This is a genomic window from Xanthomonas sp. CFBP 8151 (genome assembly GCF_011761885.1).
Taxonomy (GTDB): Bacteria; Pseudomonadota; Gammaproteobacteria; order Xanthomonadales; family Xanthomonadaceae; genus Xanthomonas; species Xanthomonas arboricola_B.
In genome coordinates, this window is sequence record NZ_JAASQZ010000002.1 from 1 (window position 1) to 16,803 (window position 16,803).

Annotated in this window: 11 protein-coding genes; 1 reads left to right on the forward strand and 10 read right to left on the reverse strand. The window is 64.4% G+C overall.

The window, feature by feature from the left end; genetic code table 11:
- Positions 1-326 precede the first annotated feature (326 nt).
- The 3 genes from FHT08_RS07805 to FHT08_RS07815 all read right to left on the reverse strand — a co-directional run bounded on the left by FHT08_RS07805 (position 327) and on the right by FHT08_RS07815 (position 6,119).
- A complete protein-coding gene (locus FHT08_RS07805; RefSeq protein WP_166774795.1) occupies positions 327-2,651 on the reverse strand; it encodes a hypothetical protein in 2,325 nt (774 codons plus the stop codon).
- Between the two features lie 24 nt (positions 2,652-2,675).
- The gene (locus FHT08_RS07810) at positions 2,676-4,544 is read right to left on the reverse strand and encodes an ATP-binding protein (RefSeq protein ID WP_166774796.1); all 1,869 of its coding nucleotides are present in this window, start codon (positions 4,542-4,544) and stop codon (positions 2,676-2,678) included.
- Between the two features lie 219 nt (positions 4,545-4,763).
- The gene (locus tag FHT08_RS07815; RefSeq protein WP_208408992.1) at positions 4,764-6,119 is read right to left on the reverse strand and encodes a helix-turn-helix transcriptional regulator; all 1,356 of its coding nucleotides are present in this window, start codon (positions 6,117-6,119) and stop codon (positions 4,764-4,766) included.
- A 904-nt stretch (positions 6,120-7,023) separates the two neighbouring features.
- Between FHT08_RS07815 and FHT08_RS07820 the strand changes: the two genes are divergently transcribed.
- Entirely contained in the window at positions 7,024-7,809 is a 786-nt protein-coding gene (locus tag FHT08_RS07820) for a response regulator transcription factor (RefSeq protein WP_166774798.1), read from the forward strand.
- A gap of 409 nt (positions 7,810-8,218) precedes the next feature.
- Here FHT08_RS07820 and FHT08_RS07825 read toward each other — a convergent pair whose 3' ends face one another.
- The 7 genes from FHT08_RS07825 to cyoA form a co-directional block, all read right to left on the reverse strand.
- On the reverse strand, positions 8,219-8,605 hold the full coding sequence (locus FHT08_RS07825; RefSeq protein ID WP_166774799.1) for a DUF805 domain-containing protein: 387 nt from the start codon (positions 8,603-8,605) through the stop codon (positions 8,219-8,221).
- A gap of 288 nt (positions 8,606-8,893) precedes the next feature.
- Positions 8,894-10,285, reverse strand: coding sequence for a DNA repair protein RadA (radA, locus tag FHT08_RS07830; protein WP_016901522.1), 1,392 nt, complete (start codon positions 10,283-10,285; stop codon positions 8,894-8,896).
- 397 nt (positions 10,286-10,682) lie between these two features.
- Positions 10,683-12,563 (reverse strand): tetratricopeptide repeat protein, encoded by a 1,881-nt coding sequence (locus tag FHT08_RS07835; protein ID WP_166774800.1) that lies wholly within the window; start codon positions 12,561-12,563, stop codon positions 10,683-10,685.
- A 181-nt stretch (positions 12,564-12,744) separates the two neighbouring features.
- Positions 12,745-13,080: a cytochrome o ubiquinol oxidase subunit IV gene (gene cyoD, locus FHT08_RS07840; protein ID WP_006450195.1), complete on the reverse strand. Its 336-nt coding sequence runs from the start codon at positions 13,078-13,080 to the stop codon at positions 12,745-12,747.
- Positions 13,080-13,709 (reverse strand): cytochrome o ubiquinol oxidase subunit III, encoded by a 630-nt coding sequence (gene cyoC, locus FHT08_RS07845; RefSeq protein ID WP_181126357.1) that lies wholly within the window; start codon positions 13,707-13,709, stop codon positions 13,080-13,082. The genes cyoD and cyoC overlap by 1 nt, the downstream gene beginning before the upstream one ends.
- A complete protein-coding gene (gene cyoB / locus FHT08_RS07850) occupies positions 13,706-15,706 on the reverse strand; it encodes a cytochrome o ubiquinol oxidase subunit I (protein WP_104606825.1) in 2,001 nt (666 codons plus the stop codon). The genes cyoC and cyoB overlap by 4 nt, the downstream gene beginning before the upstream one ends.
- Positions 15,706-16,641: a ubiquinol oxidase subunit II gene (cyoA, locus tag FHT08_RS07855; protein ID WP_104538244.1), complete on the reverse strand. Its 936-nt coding sequence runs from the start codon at positions 16,639-16,641 to the stop codon at positions 15,706-15,708. The genes cyoB and cyoA overlap by 1 nt, the downstream gene beginning before the upstream one ends.
- Positions 16,642-16,803 lie beyond the last annotated feature (162 nt).

Genomic DNA, 16,803 nt, shown 5'->3' on the forward strand with positions numbered 1-16,803 from the left:
TGCGAACAGCGAGATGAGCTGCACGTTCTTCCGGGCATCCATTCCTGGCGGCGTGACAGCAGATGGATGACTTACCGATTACATCGGCCACGAAGCATGCCGCTCAAGGTCCTACGCCGGTACGCGCGCAAGCACCATCAGTCGCTGCCGGTGGCTGAAAGAAATGCCGATGGGCAATTGGGGGGCCCATCCTTCGGAACGTCACCATTCCTGACGACATGCCAGCAATTGGCACGCAAATTACGCATGCCAATCCCGAATGCCCAATCCCCAATCCCGGCGGCGGCGGCATCAGCAGCGGCTACGCGACGAGCTTGATCGCAGCCCTACAGCCCGTAACGCTCCACTGCATCCAGATGCGGGCGCGGGTCCTGATCGCAGGCCTCGGCCAGGCGCAGCCAGCACATCGGGTGCGCCCAGTGCGCGGTTGTGGCCAGCAGGACGCGATGCAGTTCCAGCGGCAGCACCGCTTCCGGCAGCGCCACGGTGAACAGCACGCCCTGCAGACCCGTGCTCGCATCTTCCGGGTCGAACGCCTCCGCGTGTTCCGGATCGACCACGCGATACTCGTCGCGGCTGTGCAGCCACAGTTTCCAGCCACGCGCCTCGATGTCCTGGCGCAGGGCCTCGATCGCCTGCTCGCCAGGATGCACGCCATCCACCAGCCAGCTGCTGCCGTACCCGCCCGCCTGCAGCACATGCACCTGCGCATAGGTCGGCACGAAGCGCTCGCGTTCGGCCTCGTCCTCCGGCGGCGGATACAGCAGCTCCGCATCGAACACCACCCAGTCGCCGACGTGCTGGCGCCGATGCGCCGGTGCATTTTCGACGATACGCGCGGTGACCGGGCCGGTGCGCCGGGCGTAGTACTCGGCTACCTCGCCGTCATCCACGCAACGCACGATCACCCAACCCCAGGTCTCTTCGACCACGCCACTGGTGCTGCTCAGCTCCATGCCGAGCGCGAGCGCCGAGGCGCGCACCGCGTCCCACTGCTGCGCCGCGCTGGCCGCCGTCATGTGATCCCAATGCGCGGAGCGCGGTTCTTCCATCAACTCGGTCAGCTGTCGATACACCTCGGTCGCTTCGGCGAAGCGGCCGGTGTTGAGATACATGCGCCCCAGCAACCCGCGCGCACCGTGCGAGCCGGGCGACAGTGCTAGCAACGCGGTGCAGGCCTGCTCCAGCGCCGGCCAATCGGCCAGTCGCTGGGCCAGCTGCGCCTCGCACCACAGCGCCGCCACCGGCACCAGCGGGCGGTACAGCTGCGCCAGCCGGCGCAGGCCGGCCTCGTCGCCACGGCCCAGCAGCAGATTCATCAGCCGGAAGGTCGGGCTGGTTTCGCGATCGGCATGCCGCTGCACGAATGCCCACAGCAGCGCGATCGCCTCATCGTCGGCCGCACACGCGCTCAATGCCGACGCCGTGGTGTCCACCAACTCGGCATCGTCGGGTCGCTCGGCCACCGCCTGCAGCAACCACTGCGCCTCGCGCTCGGGGTTACGCGCCACGTCTTCGGCCTGCGCATCCAGCCATGCCAGCAACTGTTCGGCGGGCACCGGCGCCGGCTCGCCGGCCGGTGCGGTTTCGATGTGCACGGCCAGACCGTCCAGCAGCTGCGTGGCGCCACGGTCCTGGCGCAACTTGGGCACGTGCGCACGCGCAAGCGCCAGATGCCGGCGCGCAGTCCACACCGCGCCACGCTGCAAGGCCAGCCCGATCGCCATCTCGGCCGCATCGATCAGCATGCGATGCGCACCGACCTGCGCGTAATGGTCGAGCATCACCTGCAGGCGGCTGCCCAGATCCCAGGTATTGCGCTCGGGCTGGCGCGACACCAGCACCACCGCCGCACGCAACCAGTGCAGGCGGTAGCGCGGCGCGACCTCGCGCCACGGCAGAAACGCCTCCAGTGCTTCGTCATCGCGATGCAACAGTGCCAGGGCACGGGCTTTCTGCAAACGCCGCGGCTGACTGCAGTTGGCCCACTCCGCCCCTTCGCGCGCGGCCTCGCGCTCGCGCTGCTCGATCAGTGCCAGCGCGTCTTCCGCGCGGCCCAGCGAGAGCAGGATCGAGATGCGCATGTCCGGCACGCCGTCGTAGATCTGCCCGCCATGCGCAAGAATGGTCTGCGACTGCCCTTCCAGATAACTCAGCGCCGCCTCGCCGCGTCCGTCGTCGAGCAAGGCGTCGGCTTTTTCGCAGCTCAGGCACTGGTAGCACGACCAGCTCGGATCGATGCGGCCCAGCGTTTCCTCGCACACCTCGATGCGCTCTTGCACCCAGCCCGGGCCATCGATATTGGCGTAGCACGCGGCCAGATCCTGGGTCACGCACACCGACTGCGGGCACTCCACCGCGTCGGCGCGGTGTGCGCGTTCGAACAACGTCACCGCATCGCTCAACGCACGTTCGCCTTCGCACAGATTGCCGACCCGGTTGCGCATTTCCCAATGCCCGACGAACACCTCCAGCCACGGATTGGCCAGCGTCTTGCCCAGCGCACGCGCCTCGGGCAACAGCGCTTCTGCGCGTTCGATCTGCAGATCACAGACATGGTCGGTCAGGCGCGTCAGCAGCTGCGCATTCTGCGGCTGCCCGGCTTCGCCCAGATCGTCCTGCAGCTTTTCTACCCAGTTCCAGATTTCCATCGTGGTGCTCCTTCGATGCGGCGCTCAGCGTGCCAGCAATTGGGTCACGGCCTCGGCAAGATCACCGAAGGCCCGGTTCAAGTCCGATCCGCCAGATGCGTTGGCACCGGACTGCGGTTGGCTGCGCCCTTGCGCCGACACGATCACCTTCAGCGAGCGCAGCAGCCGCGCGGCCACCGCCGCCTGCGGATTGCCGGCGCGCTGCGCCGCCAGCAGCGCCTGCAACGCCGGATTGTCGAGATTCAGATACAGCCGCTGGGTCTGCCGCGCCTGGATCCCCGCAGTAAATTGCCGGGCCAGCCGCAACGCAGCGGTGGACACGCGCTTGTCGTTCTCGTCCTGCTCCAGGCGGCGTTTCAGTTCGGCCTCGCGGTCGGGCACCACCACCAACGGCAATGCCTCGGGGCTGAAGCGTGCGGGCACCAGCGCTTCGCCATCGCCCAGATGCTGTTCCAGCCAGGCCAGTTCGTCGGCCGGCAGCGTGTCCAGCTGGAACAACTGCCGGTTGCCCTGCTCGGTACCCAGCTCGACCAGGCGCACGCCCTTGGCCTGCGCCCAGCGCCGCAGGAACGGCACCACCGCATAGCGGTTTCCGTAGGCCACCGGCACGCCCATCGCGCGGAACAGCATTTCTTCGAAGCCACTGTCGCTGTCCAGGATCACGTGCACCGCGCCACGCGCCGGCAACTGCTGCGCCGCCAGGTCGCCCTGCGAGGTCGGCACCCGCACGTGTTCCATCAGCAACTCGAACAAACGCTCGTCGCATAGCGCCGCGCCCAGCAATGCCTCGTTGTGCCGCAGCAGGACGCGCCGCCAGGCTTCCGGCTGCTGACGCGCCACATCGGCCAGGCCCTGCACCAGCGCCTCGGACAGCGCGTGCTGTACGGCCGCGTAGGTGGCATCGCGCTGCAGATCCTCGCGGCTGGCGGTGGGCGTCAAACGGTTGGATTCGATCACACCCCCGATAAAGCCCGCCCAGGGCGGCAGCAGTTCGCGCGCGTTGTCGTCCAGCAGCATGCCGCGCAGGAAGGCCGACAGATTGCGGTTGTCGCTGGTGCCATACGTGGCTCCGTCCTGCACCCACAGCAGACCGACCGCATCGCTGCCCTCCTCCGCGCGCACCGGCATGCAGCACAAGGGTTCGAAGTTGCGCTCGAAACGCGCGGCAAACTCGCGTTGACGCCGCCAGGCCTGCACCGGATGCAACGGCACCGCATCGTGCATGCGCCATGGCGGCGGCTCCGGGTTGATCGCCTGGGTATCGCCACCGATCCAGATCGGCTCGCGCAACAGCGCGCAGTAGCGCGACAGGATCTCGCGCAGCCGTGCCTCCTGGGCCAACGGCAGATAGTCTTGGTGCAGTTCCAGCACCACTTCGGTTCCGACCTGCGCACGCGCCGGGATCGGACTCACCGTGTATTGCTCGGCATTGCTGGAGATGTAGCAATGCCCCAGCGCCGGGCTCTGGTAGGAGGTGGTGCGCACGGTGACGCGGCGCGCCAGCACGAAGGCCGACAGAAAGCCCAGCCCGAACATGCCGATCAGGCCGCTGTCCTCATGCCCGCCCTGACGCAGGCCGCGCGTATACCCCACGCCGACCGTGGCCAGATAATCATGGATTTCCTGCTGGGTCAGCCCGGCGCCGGTGTCGATGATGCGCACGATGCCCTGGGCAGCGTCGGCATGCACTTCGATGCGCGATTGGCCTTGCCAGTCGGGTTGCTCCAGCCGGCGACGCAGGATCGAGTCGTGCGCGTTCTGCACCAGTTCGCGCAGCGCGACCACCGGCGTGGAATACAGATGCTTGCTGAGGACGGACATCAGCCCGTTGAGATCGACGCCTGCGCGGCGGATCTGGGAGGCGTCCGTCGCCTCGGAGATGTGATCTTGCATGATCGTTCGTCGTTTCCTTGGCGGCCACGCCCATCCTCGGACGCGCCTTCCTGGGTGGCAGTGCGAGCCGGACAGGATAGCCGCAAGCCACGCCGTACGCACGCGCGCCACACGCTGACTGCTTCCAGCGCCTGGCTAGCGTTCGGTCGTCACTGCAGCACACCCTTCGGAAGCGACCCGCCACGGCCGCGTCGACGCACGGCCGTGGCGCGCAGCGGCTTACCGCTGCAGGGTTTCCATCGGTGCCTCGTTGAAATGCTGACGATAGCCCTTGGCCAAGGCCGAGCGGCTGCCCACGCCCCAGCGGCTCGCCGCCTGCAGCACGCTGCCGCAGCCGCCTTCGGCCAGCAGTTCGTCGCGAATGCTCTGCATCCGGTAGCGACGCAGCACCTGGGTCGGCGACAGCCCGGTGGCAGACTTGAACGCCTGCTGCAAGGCGCGCCCGGTGACACCGATTTGCGCGGCCACCTCGTTGATCGACAGATCCGAGCGATGCGCATTGGTGATCATGTAGGCGTAGGCGCGCCGATACTTGGCCGGCAGCCGCGCCGAGATGTCGTCGCTGACATGTGCCGGCGTGCCGCTTTCCAGCAGCCGCGGCGCCTGCACCTCGCTGCGCAGGCACTGCACCGCGCCCAGCGCATAGCGGTTGTACAGCAACAGCGCCTGCTCGGTCTTGCCCAGCGCCTGGCTGATCTTGGCCTGGCAATACTCGAACTCCAGATTCCAGCGCGGCGCATGGTGCCTGCCGGCACCGGCCAGGGCACGCTCCGCCAGATCGGCACGCCCCACCGCCAATGCGGCAAGCGCCAGTTCCACCTGCGCATCCTGCCGGGCGCCGGGCGGGCAGCCGGTGGCGGCGGCCGGCAGCGCATCGATCTGCGCATCGAAACCGAAGGTGTCGCCACCGGCGATGCGCAGCAGATTGCGCACGTGGCGCATGCGCTGTGCGAGCATCGGCATGCTTTCGGCCAGCTCGGCGATGCAGGCGCGCAGCTCATTGGGTTCGATCGCGTGCGCCGCATCCTCCTGGCGCAGCGTGGCTTGCCAGAACACGTGGTCGCTCATCCGGTCCGCGCGACGGATGCGCAACTGCGCAACCATATCCAGGCGCAGCGCGTTGGCGATGCGCAACCATTCGGCTGCACCGCTGTCCAGTTCTGCCAGCACATCGTTGGCACGCTCCAGCGTCTGCAGCGCCAGCGTGCTCTGGCCCAGATGGAAGTGGATCAGCGCCTTGCCCAGCAGACTCTCCCCATACAGGCAGGCCGGTGTCTGGCGGTCCATCGCCAGCTGCGCGAAGCAGTTCAATGCAGCGCTCAGGCGGCGCTGGCTCAGCATCAACCAGGCGGTATTGCGGCAGGACAGCAGCCGCAGTTGGCGCTGATGCCCGCGCATCGCCTTCAAGGCGTGGCGGTAGGCATCTTCGGCTTCCTCCCGGTATTCGAGGATCAACAAGGCATCGCCGCTGGCGCCGAGCAGGCTGACTTCATCGTCGGCACCATCCGCGGTGGCCTGGCCGTCGCGGCGTTGTTGAAGATGTTGCAGACCTTGCGGCCAGGCACCCACCAGCATCCTGCTTGTATAGGTAGGAAAACGGTCTGCGTACGACAACGCAGAGATCGCCGCGAAGTAGGTTGAAAGGATCATGCCGGGCTCTCTCATAGGGGGATGAGCAAAAACAACAATGCGCCAGTCTGGCTGGCGCAACCGATTGTATGCAGCGGATCCAATGGAATCTCTCACTCGAAGACACGAAGAAAATCAAAAAACCTCACTCTGTCTCCTGGCAACCCAGTTATGCGGCATGCAGATGAAGGGCACTTTTTGCATACCGCCAACGCTGTCGTGCATAAGACATTGCACGCCATGCGAAGCCGTGTTGAAGACAGGGCGGTAGCCAGAGAGCATTGCAGGACCACTCAGACACCCGCCTCTGCCCGGCTTGAACGTTGTCCTGGTATGACGTGGCAATGACTACGTGCGCGGCGTTTTCAGCAAATGAAAGCCGTGATTCAAATTACTGCCGCCGTGTTCCACTGCATCGACGGATGGCCACATAGTCCCCATGGACTTCGAGCGCATGCAGATCGCAATGCTGTGGTATAGACCTGGACGCGCGTTTGAATGGCTCGGCGATTCCGCCTGTTGCCTCGCCGCATCGACCGGCCTGCGCATTGCTCGACGTCGGAATTTTGTTAGTTACCGACCACCCATGCCCTGAATGTAAGAGCGACGTTACGCTTAGATGAGCGTACGTTAAAGCCGGCCTGCTCAAAGCCGAAGGAAAGTCTGCAGCAGTGAAATTTTCTGCCTCGGCAATGGTACATACCATTGGTCCGACCCCAGATCGGGCCCCCTCGCAGAAGGCGATGACAATGCACTTATCTCTACACGTGGGTTTCGTATTGGCGCCTGCTCTCCGCAACAGGCGTCGAAGACACGACGGGCACGGATGCAGACGTGGGAAGGCCGGCTGATGCACGGCAACCCTTCCTGCCAGCGAGGACCGGCGTTCCTGTTGACGCAGGACGCGCGTCTGGCATCGCAGGTCAATGCGAGCCTCGCACCGCTCGCCCCGAGTTTTGCGGTGTTTTCCGACGAACTCGAACTTCTGCGCTCGCTGCGGCATTCCCCTTGCGAGCTGCTGGTCTTCGACGCGACTTGCGTCGCGTCGGACGACAGCTCGCTGCTGGCCTGGCAACGCTGCCACAGCAGTCATCCCACGCCGCTGATCGTGCTGGGGCGGTTCGACTGTACCCACGACATTCTGGCCTGGTACCGCGCCGGCGCACACGATGTGCTCGCCCTGCCGTTCAATGCTCACGAACTGCATGTGCGCGCAGCATTGGCGCTTTCGCCGGTGGCCGAGGCGTGCTCCGAAAGCCAGCAGCTCAGTGTTGGTCCCTATCACCTGATCCGCGACGAAAATACCGTGTATCTGCACGGCAAGCCGATCGTGTTGACCGCACGCGAGTTCTCGATCGCCTGGCTGTTGTTTTCCAGCCCAGGCGTGTGTTTCCGCCGCTGCCAGTTGGCCAAGGCGGTGTGGGGCAGCCACACCGAGTTCACCGATCGCACGATGGAGCAGCACATCTACAAGCTGCGCAAGAAGCTGCAGCTATGCAATCACAGCGGCGCGGTGCGCATCAGAACCGTGTATTCGCACGGCTACAAGCTGGAACTCGCCCTGCAGGACAGCAACGCGCCGACGCCCGGCAAGGCGGTCAGCCCCGGCACCGCCCATCGTGCTGCGGCCTGTTGACCGATGCAGCCCTGCAAGGGCGGCAGCGCGGCTATCTGACCCGCGCTTGCTGCCTGCTGCCGGCGCCCGCGTTGCAGTACGTCAGCCGCTGCCACGCGTTGATCTGGTCAGGCAGTGACTGGCAGAGCTTTTCGCCAGCGCCAGTCGGATGGAAACATACCCACTCAAGAGTTCAATGATGTCGTGACCACACAACCAGGCCATTGGCGCATTGCCGGCCGACTGCTTCCTACGCCGTGGCAGGACGTCTAAGGTTTTTGGCGGCAATTAAAGAACGCACCAATCAAGCCCGATTCGGCACTCGAACGCACGCATGTCGTTGGCCAGCCTCCGCCGGAAGGCGATCTCCACAAACGACAATGGCGCGGAGGAGTCTCCGCGCCATTGTTCGATCAGGCGTTGCACGCAGTTACTGCTTGGGATTTTCGCCGTACTCGTTCGCACCGGGCGTGCCTTCCAGGCACATGAAGACCAGCACGATGAACCCGCCGACATAAGGCACAAGGCTGATCAGATAGAACCAGCCAGACTTGCCCTGGTCATGCAAGCGACGCACGGTCACCGCAATGCTGGGCACAATGAATGCCAGCACGACGATCACCAAGATGGCAGCGATCAGCCACGCCAATGCACCTGGACCGTTCTCGCCACCCATCAGTGCAGCGGAGACGCCGAACAGGCCGCCCAGTACCAGCAGGACGATCGCCTGTAACAGCATGAACATCCAGTATTCCTTGCGGCGCGAACGGCCGTTGAAGTCGGCATAGCGCTTGAGTGGCAGCAACATCCATTCCATCGTGTTTCTCCTGGTGACGCGCAGTGAGCGGAGTCTGTGAGCCGCTGCACAGTGCAACGGGCCGCGCATGGTGCCATAGCCGCCTCGTGCTGAAAACGGTTTCTTACCGGCTCGCGGCATATCGCGACTCGCTGGCCGACGGACGGTCGCCGGAACCGGCGGCGGGCCAGCCCAAGAAATTCCGGCAGGGTGCAACGCGCTGGATGCCGCCCTGCGCAGGTGCGCGCGATTGGCTCATCGCGTACAGGGCGCTGCCCGTGCAGGCAGTCGCGCGCTACCCCGCCGGCATCACTCGGCCGCCGCTTCCAGTGCCTGGCTCAGCCGCTCCACCGCAACGATCTCCATGCCCTTGATGCTGGTGGTCTTGGGCGCGTTGGCCTTGGGCACGATCGCGCGTTTGAAGCCGTGGGTGGCGGCCTCCTTCAGACGGTCCTCGCCATTCGGCACCGGCCGGATCTCGCCGGACAGGCCCACTTCGCCAAAGGCGATGGTCTTCTCGGACAGCGGCCGGTCACGCAGCGAGGACAGCACTGCCAGCAGCACCGGCAGGTCGGCGGCGGTTTCCTGCACACGGATGCCGCCGACCACGTTGACGAACACGTCCTGGTCGCCCACCACGATGCCGCCGTGGCGGTGCAGCACCGCCAGCAGCATCGCCAGCCGGTTCTGCTCCAGACCCACCGCCACGCGCCGCGGATTTGACAGCGGCGAGGCGTCCACCAGCGCCTGCACCTCCACCATCAGCGGACGGGTGCCTTCGCGGGTGACCATCACGCAGCTGCCCGGCTGCTGGGTGCTGCCGCCAGACAGGAAGATCGCCGACGGGTTGGAGACCTCCTTGAGGCCCTTCTCGCCCATCGCGAACACGCCCAGCTCGTTGACCGCACCGAAGCGGTTCTTGAACGCGCGCAACAGCCGGAACCGGCTGCCGCTCTCACCTTCGAAGTACAGCACCGCATCGACCATATGCTCCAGCACGCGCGGGCCGGCGATACCGCCTTCCTTGGTCACATGGCCGACCAGGAACACCGCAGTGCCGGTCTCCTTGGCATAGCGCACCAGCCGCGCCGCACTCTCGCGTACCTGGCTGACCGAGCCCGGCGCCGCGGTCAGCGACTCGGTCCACAGCGTCTGTACCGAATCGGCCACGATCAGCTTCGGGCGTGCCACGCTGGCATGCTGCAAAATGTTTTCGATGCCGGTTTCGGCCAGCGCGTTCAGGCCCTCCAACGGCAGATCCAGCCGCACCGCGCGCCCGGCCACCTGCGCCAGCGATTCCTCGCCGGTGACGTACAGCACCGGCAGCGTGCTGGCCATGCTCGCCAGCGCCTGCAGCAACAGCGTCGACTTGCCGATGCCGGGGTCGCCACCGATCAACACCACCGCGCCTTCGACCAGGCCGCCGCCCAGCACCCGATCGAACTCGCCAATGCCGGTGGACACGCGCGCCTGCTCGGACTGCTGCACGTCCTTGAGCGCGGTGATCTTGGGCGCCTCGGCCTTGCCGGCCCAGCCGCTACGTCGCGATGCCGCAGGCGAGGCCTTGCCACCGGGCGTGGCGCTTTCGAGCACGATCTCGCTGAGCGTGTTCCACACCCCGCACTCGGTGCATTGCCCCTGCCACTTGTTGTATTCGGCGCCGCACTCGCCGCAGACATAGGCCGTCTTCGCCTTCGCCATCGTCAGTTAACCAATCGCTTCTGGAGCGACAGGATAGTCGGCGTTGGTCTCAGGATGCGCGACGCTGGCTGGGGATTCGGGATTCGGGATTCGGGATTCGGGATTCGGGATTCGGGATTCGGGATTCGGGATTCGGGATTCGGGAATCGGGAATCGGGAATCGGCCAGGCTGCGGCGTCGCAGGAATGGATGCAACCGCGCATTCCTGCTGCTGCGTTTTCACTGGGATATCGATGGCGCCGAGCGTTTGGCCGGCGCGATGTCCTTTGGTCGGTCGGCACCGACATCGGTACCGACAAAAATCAGCGTCTGGAGCGGCGTGATCGATCGCCGCCGGTCATGCAGCTCCAGGTCTTTCCATTGCCCGCTCCAACAGCTGCGAGCGGGCGGCCGCCACTCAGCGCGGCTTGTACAACTCGCTCAGGCGATCCGGCTTGCCGGCGATGCGTTCCAGATGCGGATACAGCAAGCCGCCGTGATAGTCGATGCGCACGGTGTCGTAGCGGTCCAGGCGCTTGACCAGCAGTTCGATCGGCGCAGTGGTGCCCTTGGCCGCCTTGATCGCGTCCTTGATCACCTCACTGCTGAAGGCGCGGCCGTTGACCGCCACGATGGTGTTGCCGGCGATCAGGCCGGCATTGAAGGCCGGGCCGTCCCACAGCACATCGCTGACCTCGCCAGAGGCCTTCAGGGACACGCCAAGCGAATAGGTCAGGCTGGCGTCCTTGTCGTCGCTCTCGTCGGCCTTGGTAGCCAGATTCGGCTCCTCGTTGTATACCAGCTTCCAGCCGTTGGCCTCGATACCGCCGTTCAAGGAACCATGCCCGTCCATGCGGCTGCGCAACAGGCTCGCCCAATCGTGGGGGGCCACGCCATTGAGCGTGGCGACGATGTCGTCGAAGGTGTACGGGTTGACGTCCCAATCGCCGTTCTTCATGCCGAAGAAGGCCTTGCCGAAATCGTCGATGGAACGCTTGTTGTTGGTCAGCTCGCGCAGCTTGCTGTCCACTTCCAGCCACATCATCTGGCCGCCGGAGTAATAGTCTTCGGCCATCTGATAGCTACGGTAGGCCTTGGGCCGGCGCATCGACATGGTCGGGTCGTTGGTGGTGTCCTGCACGGTGCGCCAGGCCATGCCGGGGCGACCGCGCTCGTAGTTCGCCGCCACGCCGGCCAGCATCTCGCGTGCCTGATCCTGCGTCCACAGGCCCGAACGCGCAGCCATCACTTCGCCCCAGAACTGGGTCTGGCCCTCGTACAGCCACAGCAGGCTGTCGCCCATCGGCACGTTGAAATTAGGCGTGGCCAGGTCGGCGCCACGGCGGTACTTGCCGTTCCAGGAATGGTTGAACTCGTGCGCAAGCAGATCGCGCCCGGTCCAGCTCTTGTCCCACTCGGTGAAGTAGGTCGGCACGCCGCTGTTTTCGCTGGAGCGATGGTGCTCCAGCCCGATGCCGCCCAGCTTCTTGGTCAGCGCCAGCAGGAATTCATAGTGATCGAAGTGCCGCGCGCCGTAGAGCTTGTCCATCTGCTGCACCAGCGACGCATGCGCCTTGATCTGCTCGGGCTTGGCCTCCAGCGACGTGGCCTCGTCGGCAAACACGTTGAGGTAGACCGGCTGCTTGCCGCCGCTCAGCTCCACGCGCTTGTAGTACTTGCCGGCAAACATCGGCGAGTCGACCAGGTCGTCGAAATCGATCGGCTTGAAGGTCACCGTGTCGCCAACCCGGCGGTCGGTCTCCAGCGCCGTGGCATAGCTCCAGCCGGCCGGCAACGTGACGCTGGCCTGGGCCTTGATGTTGCGCGCGAACACGCCGGCCGGATACAGCGCCGTGGTGTTCCACTGCAGGTTGAGCATCTCCGGGGTCATCATCACCCGGCCCTGGTTGGGGGCCTGCGGCGAGAGGAACTTGAACTCGGCCACCAGCTCGGTGGCGCCTTGCGGCACGTCCACGGTGAAGGCGTAAACGTCGAACTGGTCGCGCTTCCACGGCACCACCTTGCCGTCGACCTTGATCACCAGACCGGCGAGCTTGTCGATCGGCCCGGTCGGCGAGTGATTGCCGGGAATCCACTGCGGATACAGCAGCGTCATCGGGCCCGGCCGGGCCGGCATGGTGGTTTTGACCTTGAAGATGCGATGGGCCAGATCGGTGGCATCGACGTCGATCTTCAAGGTGCCGTCGAACGGCACGTCCTGCGGCGCGGCGGTTTGTGCGGCCGCAGGCAACGACAGTGCCGCCAGCAACGACACGGACAACAAGGTGGGGATCTTCATCGCAACTCCGCAGGGACCTGGAACAGGCAAGCCCACGATGCTAAGCGCCTGCCCGCGCTTCCCCGTATGCCATAGGTCATGCTGCGCACCGATTCACACACAAAAAAACCGCCGGTGACCCGGCGGCTTTTTTGTCCAGCATGCGTCGATCCGGCGTGCCGCGATCCAGCACTGCGCCGTCTCAATGCATCATATTGACGTTCATGTTGTGCAGCACCCACAGCGAACCGACGATCACGATGCCGATGATCAATAGCGAGAACAGGCCCACCTGCACGTTGGAGCGCTGCTCGGGCGAGCGATCCATGTGCAGGAAGTACACCATGTGCACCAACATCTGCACCGCGGCCATCAGCGAGATCACGATGACGGTGACGCCCTTGGAGAACGCACCGCTCATCACCATCGCAAACGGGATGACGGTGAGGATCACGGCCATCACAAAGCCGATCAGGTAGGACTTCAAGCCGCCGGCATGCGCATCGGCGGCGGTTTCATGCGCGTGGTGATTGGCCATTACAGCGCTCCCAACAGGTAGACGACGGTGAACACACCGATCCAGATGATGTCCAGGAAATGCCAGAACAGGCTCAGGCAGGCCAGACGCGTGCTGTTACGCGGGGTCAGGCCGTTCTTGGAGATCTGGATCACCAGCACAGCCATCCACAACAGGCCGGAGGCCACGTGCAGACCGTGCGTGCCCACCAGGGTGAAGAAGGCCGACAGGAACGCGCTGCGCCCCGGACCCGCCCCTTCGTGGATCAGGTGGTTGAACTCCCACACTTCCATGCACAGAAAGCCGATACCCAGCAGTGCGGTGACGCCCAGCCAGGCATACAGCCCGGTCATGCTGCGCTTGTGCGCGGAGATCATCGCAACGCCGAAGCTCAGGCTGCTGAACAACAGCAGGAAGGTTTCCACCAGCACGAACTTCAGGTCGAACAGCTCCTTGGCGGTCGGTCCGTCCACCGTGGCGCCCGAGAGCACCGCATAGGTGGCGAACAGGCCAGCGAACAGCAGGCAGTCGCTCATCAGGTAGACCCAGAACCCGAAGACGGTGTTGCCACCGGCGTCGTGATGTTCGTGGTCGTGGTGGCCGCCCGCGTGGGCGGCGTGGTCAAGCGTGGTCGAGGAAGACATGGTCATACCACCTTCGCGGCCTGCGCCGCATGTTGCTGTTCGAGCAGGGCGAAGCGCGCGTTTTCGATGCGCTCCACTTCGTCGGCCGGCACCCAGTAATCGATGTCGTCATCGAAGGTGCGCGCAATGAAGCTGCCGATCATGCCGACCAGGCCGATGATGGCCAGCCACCAGATGTGCCAGATCAAACCGAAGCCCATCAGCACGCTGAAGGCACCGATGTACACGCCCGCACCGGTGTTGCGCGGCATGTGGATCGCCTCGTACTTGGACGGACGCACCCAGCCCTTGCCGTTCTGCTTGTCGGCCCAGAACTGATCGCGGTCGTCGATGTGCGGCAGCACGGCGAAGTTGTAGAACGGCGGCGGCGAGGAGGTGGCCCATTCCAGCGTACGGCCATCCCACGGATCGCCCGTGTAGTCCATGTGCTCCTTGCGCTTCCACACGCTGTAACCGATCTGCACCAGGTTCAGGAAGATACCCAGCCCGATGATCGCAGCACCCGCCGCAGCGACATACAGCCACGGCGCCCACTCGGGGTGGTTGTAGGTGTTCATGCGACGGGTCATGCCCATGAAGCCGAGCACGTACAGCGGCATGAAGGCCACGAAGAAGCCGATGATCCAGCACCAGAACGAGGCCTTGCCGATCTTTTCGTTGAGCTTGAAGCCGAACGCCTTCGGGAACCAGTAGGTCAGGCCGGCCAGGTAACCGAACACCACGCCGCCGATGATCACGTTATGGAAGTGCGCGATCAGGAACAGGCTGTTGTGCAGCACGAAGTCCACGGCCGGAATCGCCAGCATCACGCCGGTCATGCCGCCGATGGTGAAGGTGATGATGAAACCGATCGTCCACAGCACCGGCGAGGTCATGTGCACACGCCCGCGGAACATGGTGAACAGCCAGTTGAAGATCTTCACGCCAGTCGGGATCGAGATGATCATCGTCGTGATGCCGAAGAAGGCATTGACGTTGGCACCCGACCCCATGGTGAAGAAGTGGTGCAACCACACCACGAACGACAGCACGCCGATGCACGAGGTGGCGTAGACCATCGAGGTGTAGCCGAACAGGCGCTTGCGGCTGTAGGTCGCGATCAACTCGGAGAAGATGCCGAACGCCGGCAGGATCAGGATATAGACTTCCGGGTGACCCCAGATCCAGATCAGGTTGACGTACATCATGGCGTTGCCGCCACCGTCATTGGTGAAGAAGTGCGTGCCCAGGTAGCGGTCGGCACCCAGCAGCGCCAGCGCCACGGTCAGGACCGGGAACGCAGCGATGATCAGGATGTTGGTGATCAGCGCGGTCCAGGTGAAGATCGGCATGCGCATCAGGGTCATGCCTGGCGCGCGCATCCGCATGATCGTCACGAAGAAGTTGATGCCGGTCAGCAACGTGCCCAGGCCCGAGACCTGCAACGCCCAGATGTAGTAGTCGACACCCACCCCTGGGCTGTATTCCAGCCCCGACAACGGCGGATAGGCCAGCCAGCCGGTCTGCGCGAATTCGCCGACCCCCAGCGAAATGTTGATCAGCGCCGCACCGGCCACGAACAGCCAGAAGCTCAGCGAGTTCAGGAACGGGAACGCCACGTCGCGTGCGCCGATCTGCAGCGGCACGATCAGATTCAACAGGCCGGTCATGAACGGCATGGCCATGAAGAAGATCATGATCACGCCGTGCGCGGTGAAGATCTGGTCGTAGTGATGCGGCGGAAACACACCTTCGCCGCCATTGCCCACCATTGCCTGCTGGGTGCGCATCATCGCCGCATCGGCGAAGCCGCGCAGCAGCATGACCAGCGCCACGATGATGTACATCACACCGATGCGCTTGTGATCCACCGAGGTGAACCACTCGTTCCACAGGTAGCCCCACAGCTTGTACTTGGTGATGGCGCCCGCGATGAGCAGGCCGAGCAGGCCGGCGCCACCGAGTGCGACCATGATGATCGGCTCGTGGTACGGAACCGCCTCGATCGTAAGTTTGCCTAGCATCACTTGTCTCCAGAAGTGCACATGGCAACCGGCTCTGCCGCCGCTGCCTGATGGTCGCCATGGCCTTTGTTATGGCCCGGACCATTCATGTATTTGTCGACGAGCGAGCGGAACATGCCGTCCTGCACCGACGAGTAGTAGGTGACCGGATACTGTTCCTTGTCGTTGCGGTTGGCGGCCAGCACCTGGTACTCGGCGGCATTCAACGCGGTCGGCGATGCCTTGACCTTGGCCACCCACGCATCGAAGCCGGCCTGATCGACGGCATGCGCCTTGAAGCTCATCTTCGAGAAGCCGTGACCGCTGTAGTTGGTCGACAGGCCGAAGTATTCGCCCGGCTCGTCAGCCACCAGGTGCAGCTTGGTTTCCATGCCGGCCATCGCGTAGATCATCGTGCCCAGGTGCGGGATGAAGAACGAGTTCATCACCGTATCGGAGGTGATCTTGAAGTTCAGCGGCGTATGCACCGGGAACGCGATCTCGTTGACCGTGGCGATGTTCTGGTCCGGGTAGATGAACATCCACTTCCAGTCCAGCGACACCGCTTCGATGGTGATCGGCTTGACGTCCGAATCCAGCGGCCGGTACGGGTCCAGCGCGTGCGAGGAGCGCCAGGTCAGCACCGCCAGCACCAGGATGATCACGCACGGGATCGACCACACCACCACTTCAATGGCGGTGGAGTGCGACCAGTCCGGCTCGTAGCGCGCCTTCGTATTGGACGCGCGGTATTTCCACGCGAACGCAATCGTCATCACGATCACCGGGATGACCACGATCAGCATCAGCACCACCGAGGTGATCAGCAGCTGCTTCTCGTCGTGGCCGATCTGGCCTTTCGGATTGAGAATGGCCGAGTTGCAGCCTGCCAACAGCAGGAACGGCAGCATCAGGCCTGGACGAAGTACACGCCCGAGATGTTTCAACGGAATCATCGGTCGATCCAAGTGCGAAGGAACGCCAGCCTCGTTCGTCGTATCCATGTGGACTCGTCCTGACCGCGCTTCCTGAAGGAAGGCGACCACGCAGACCGAAGACACGAGTTAGCTCCCTGATTTTAGACTTTGCTGCACCTGCACGTAACCCATCGGCAATGA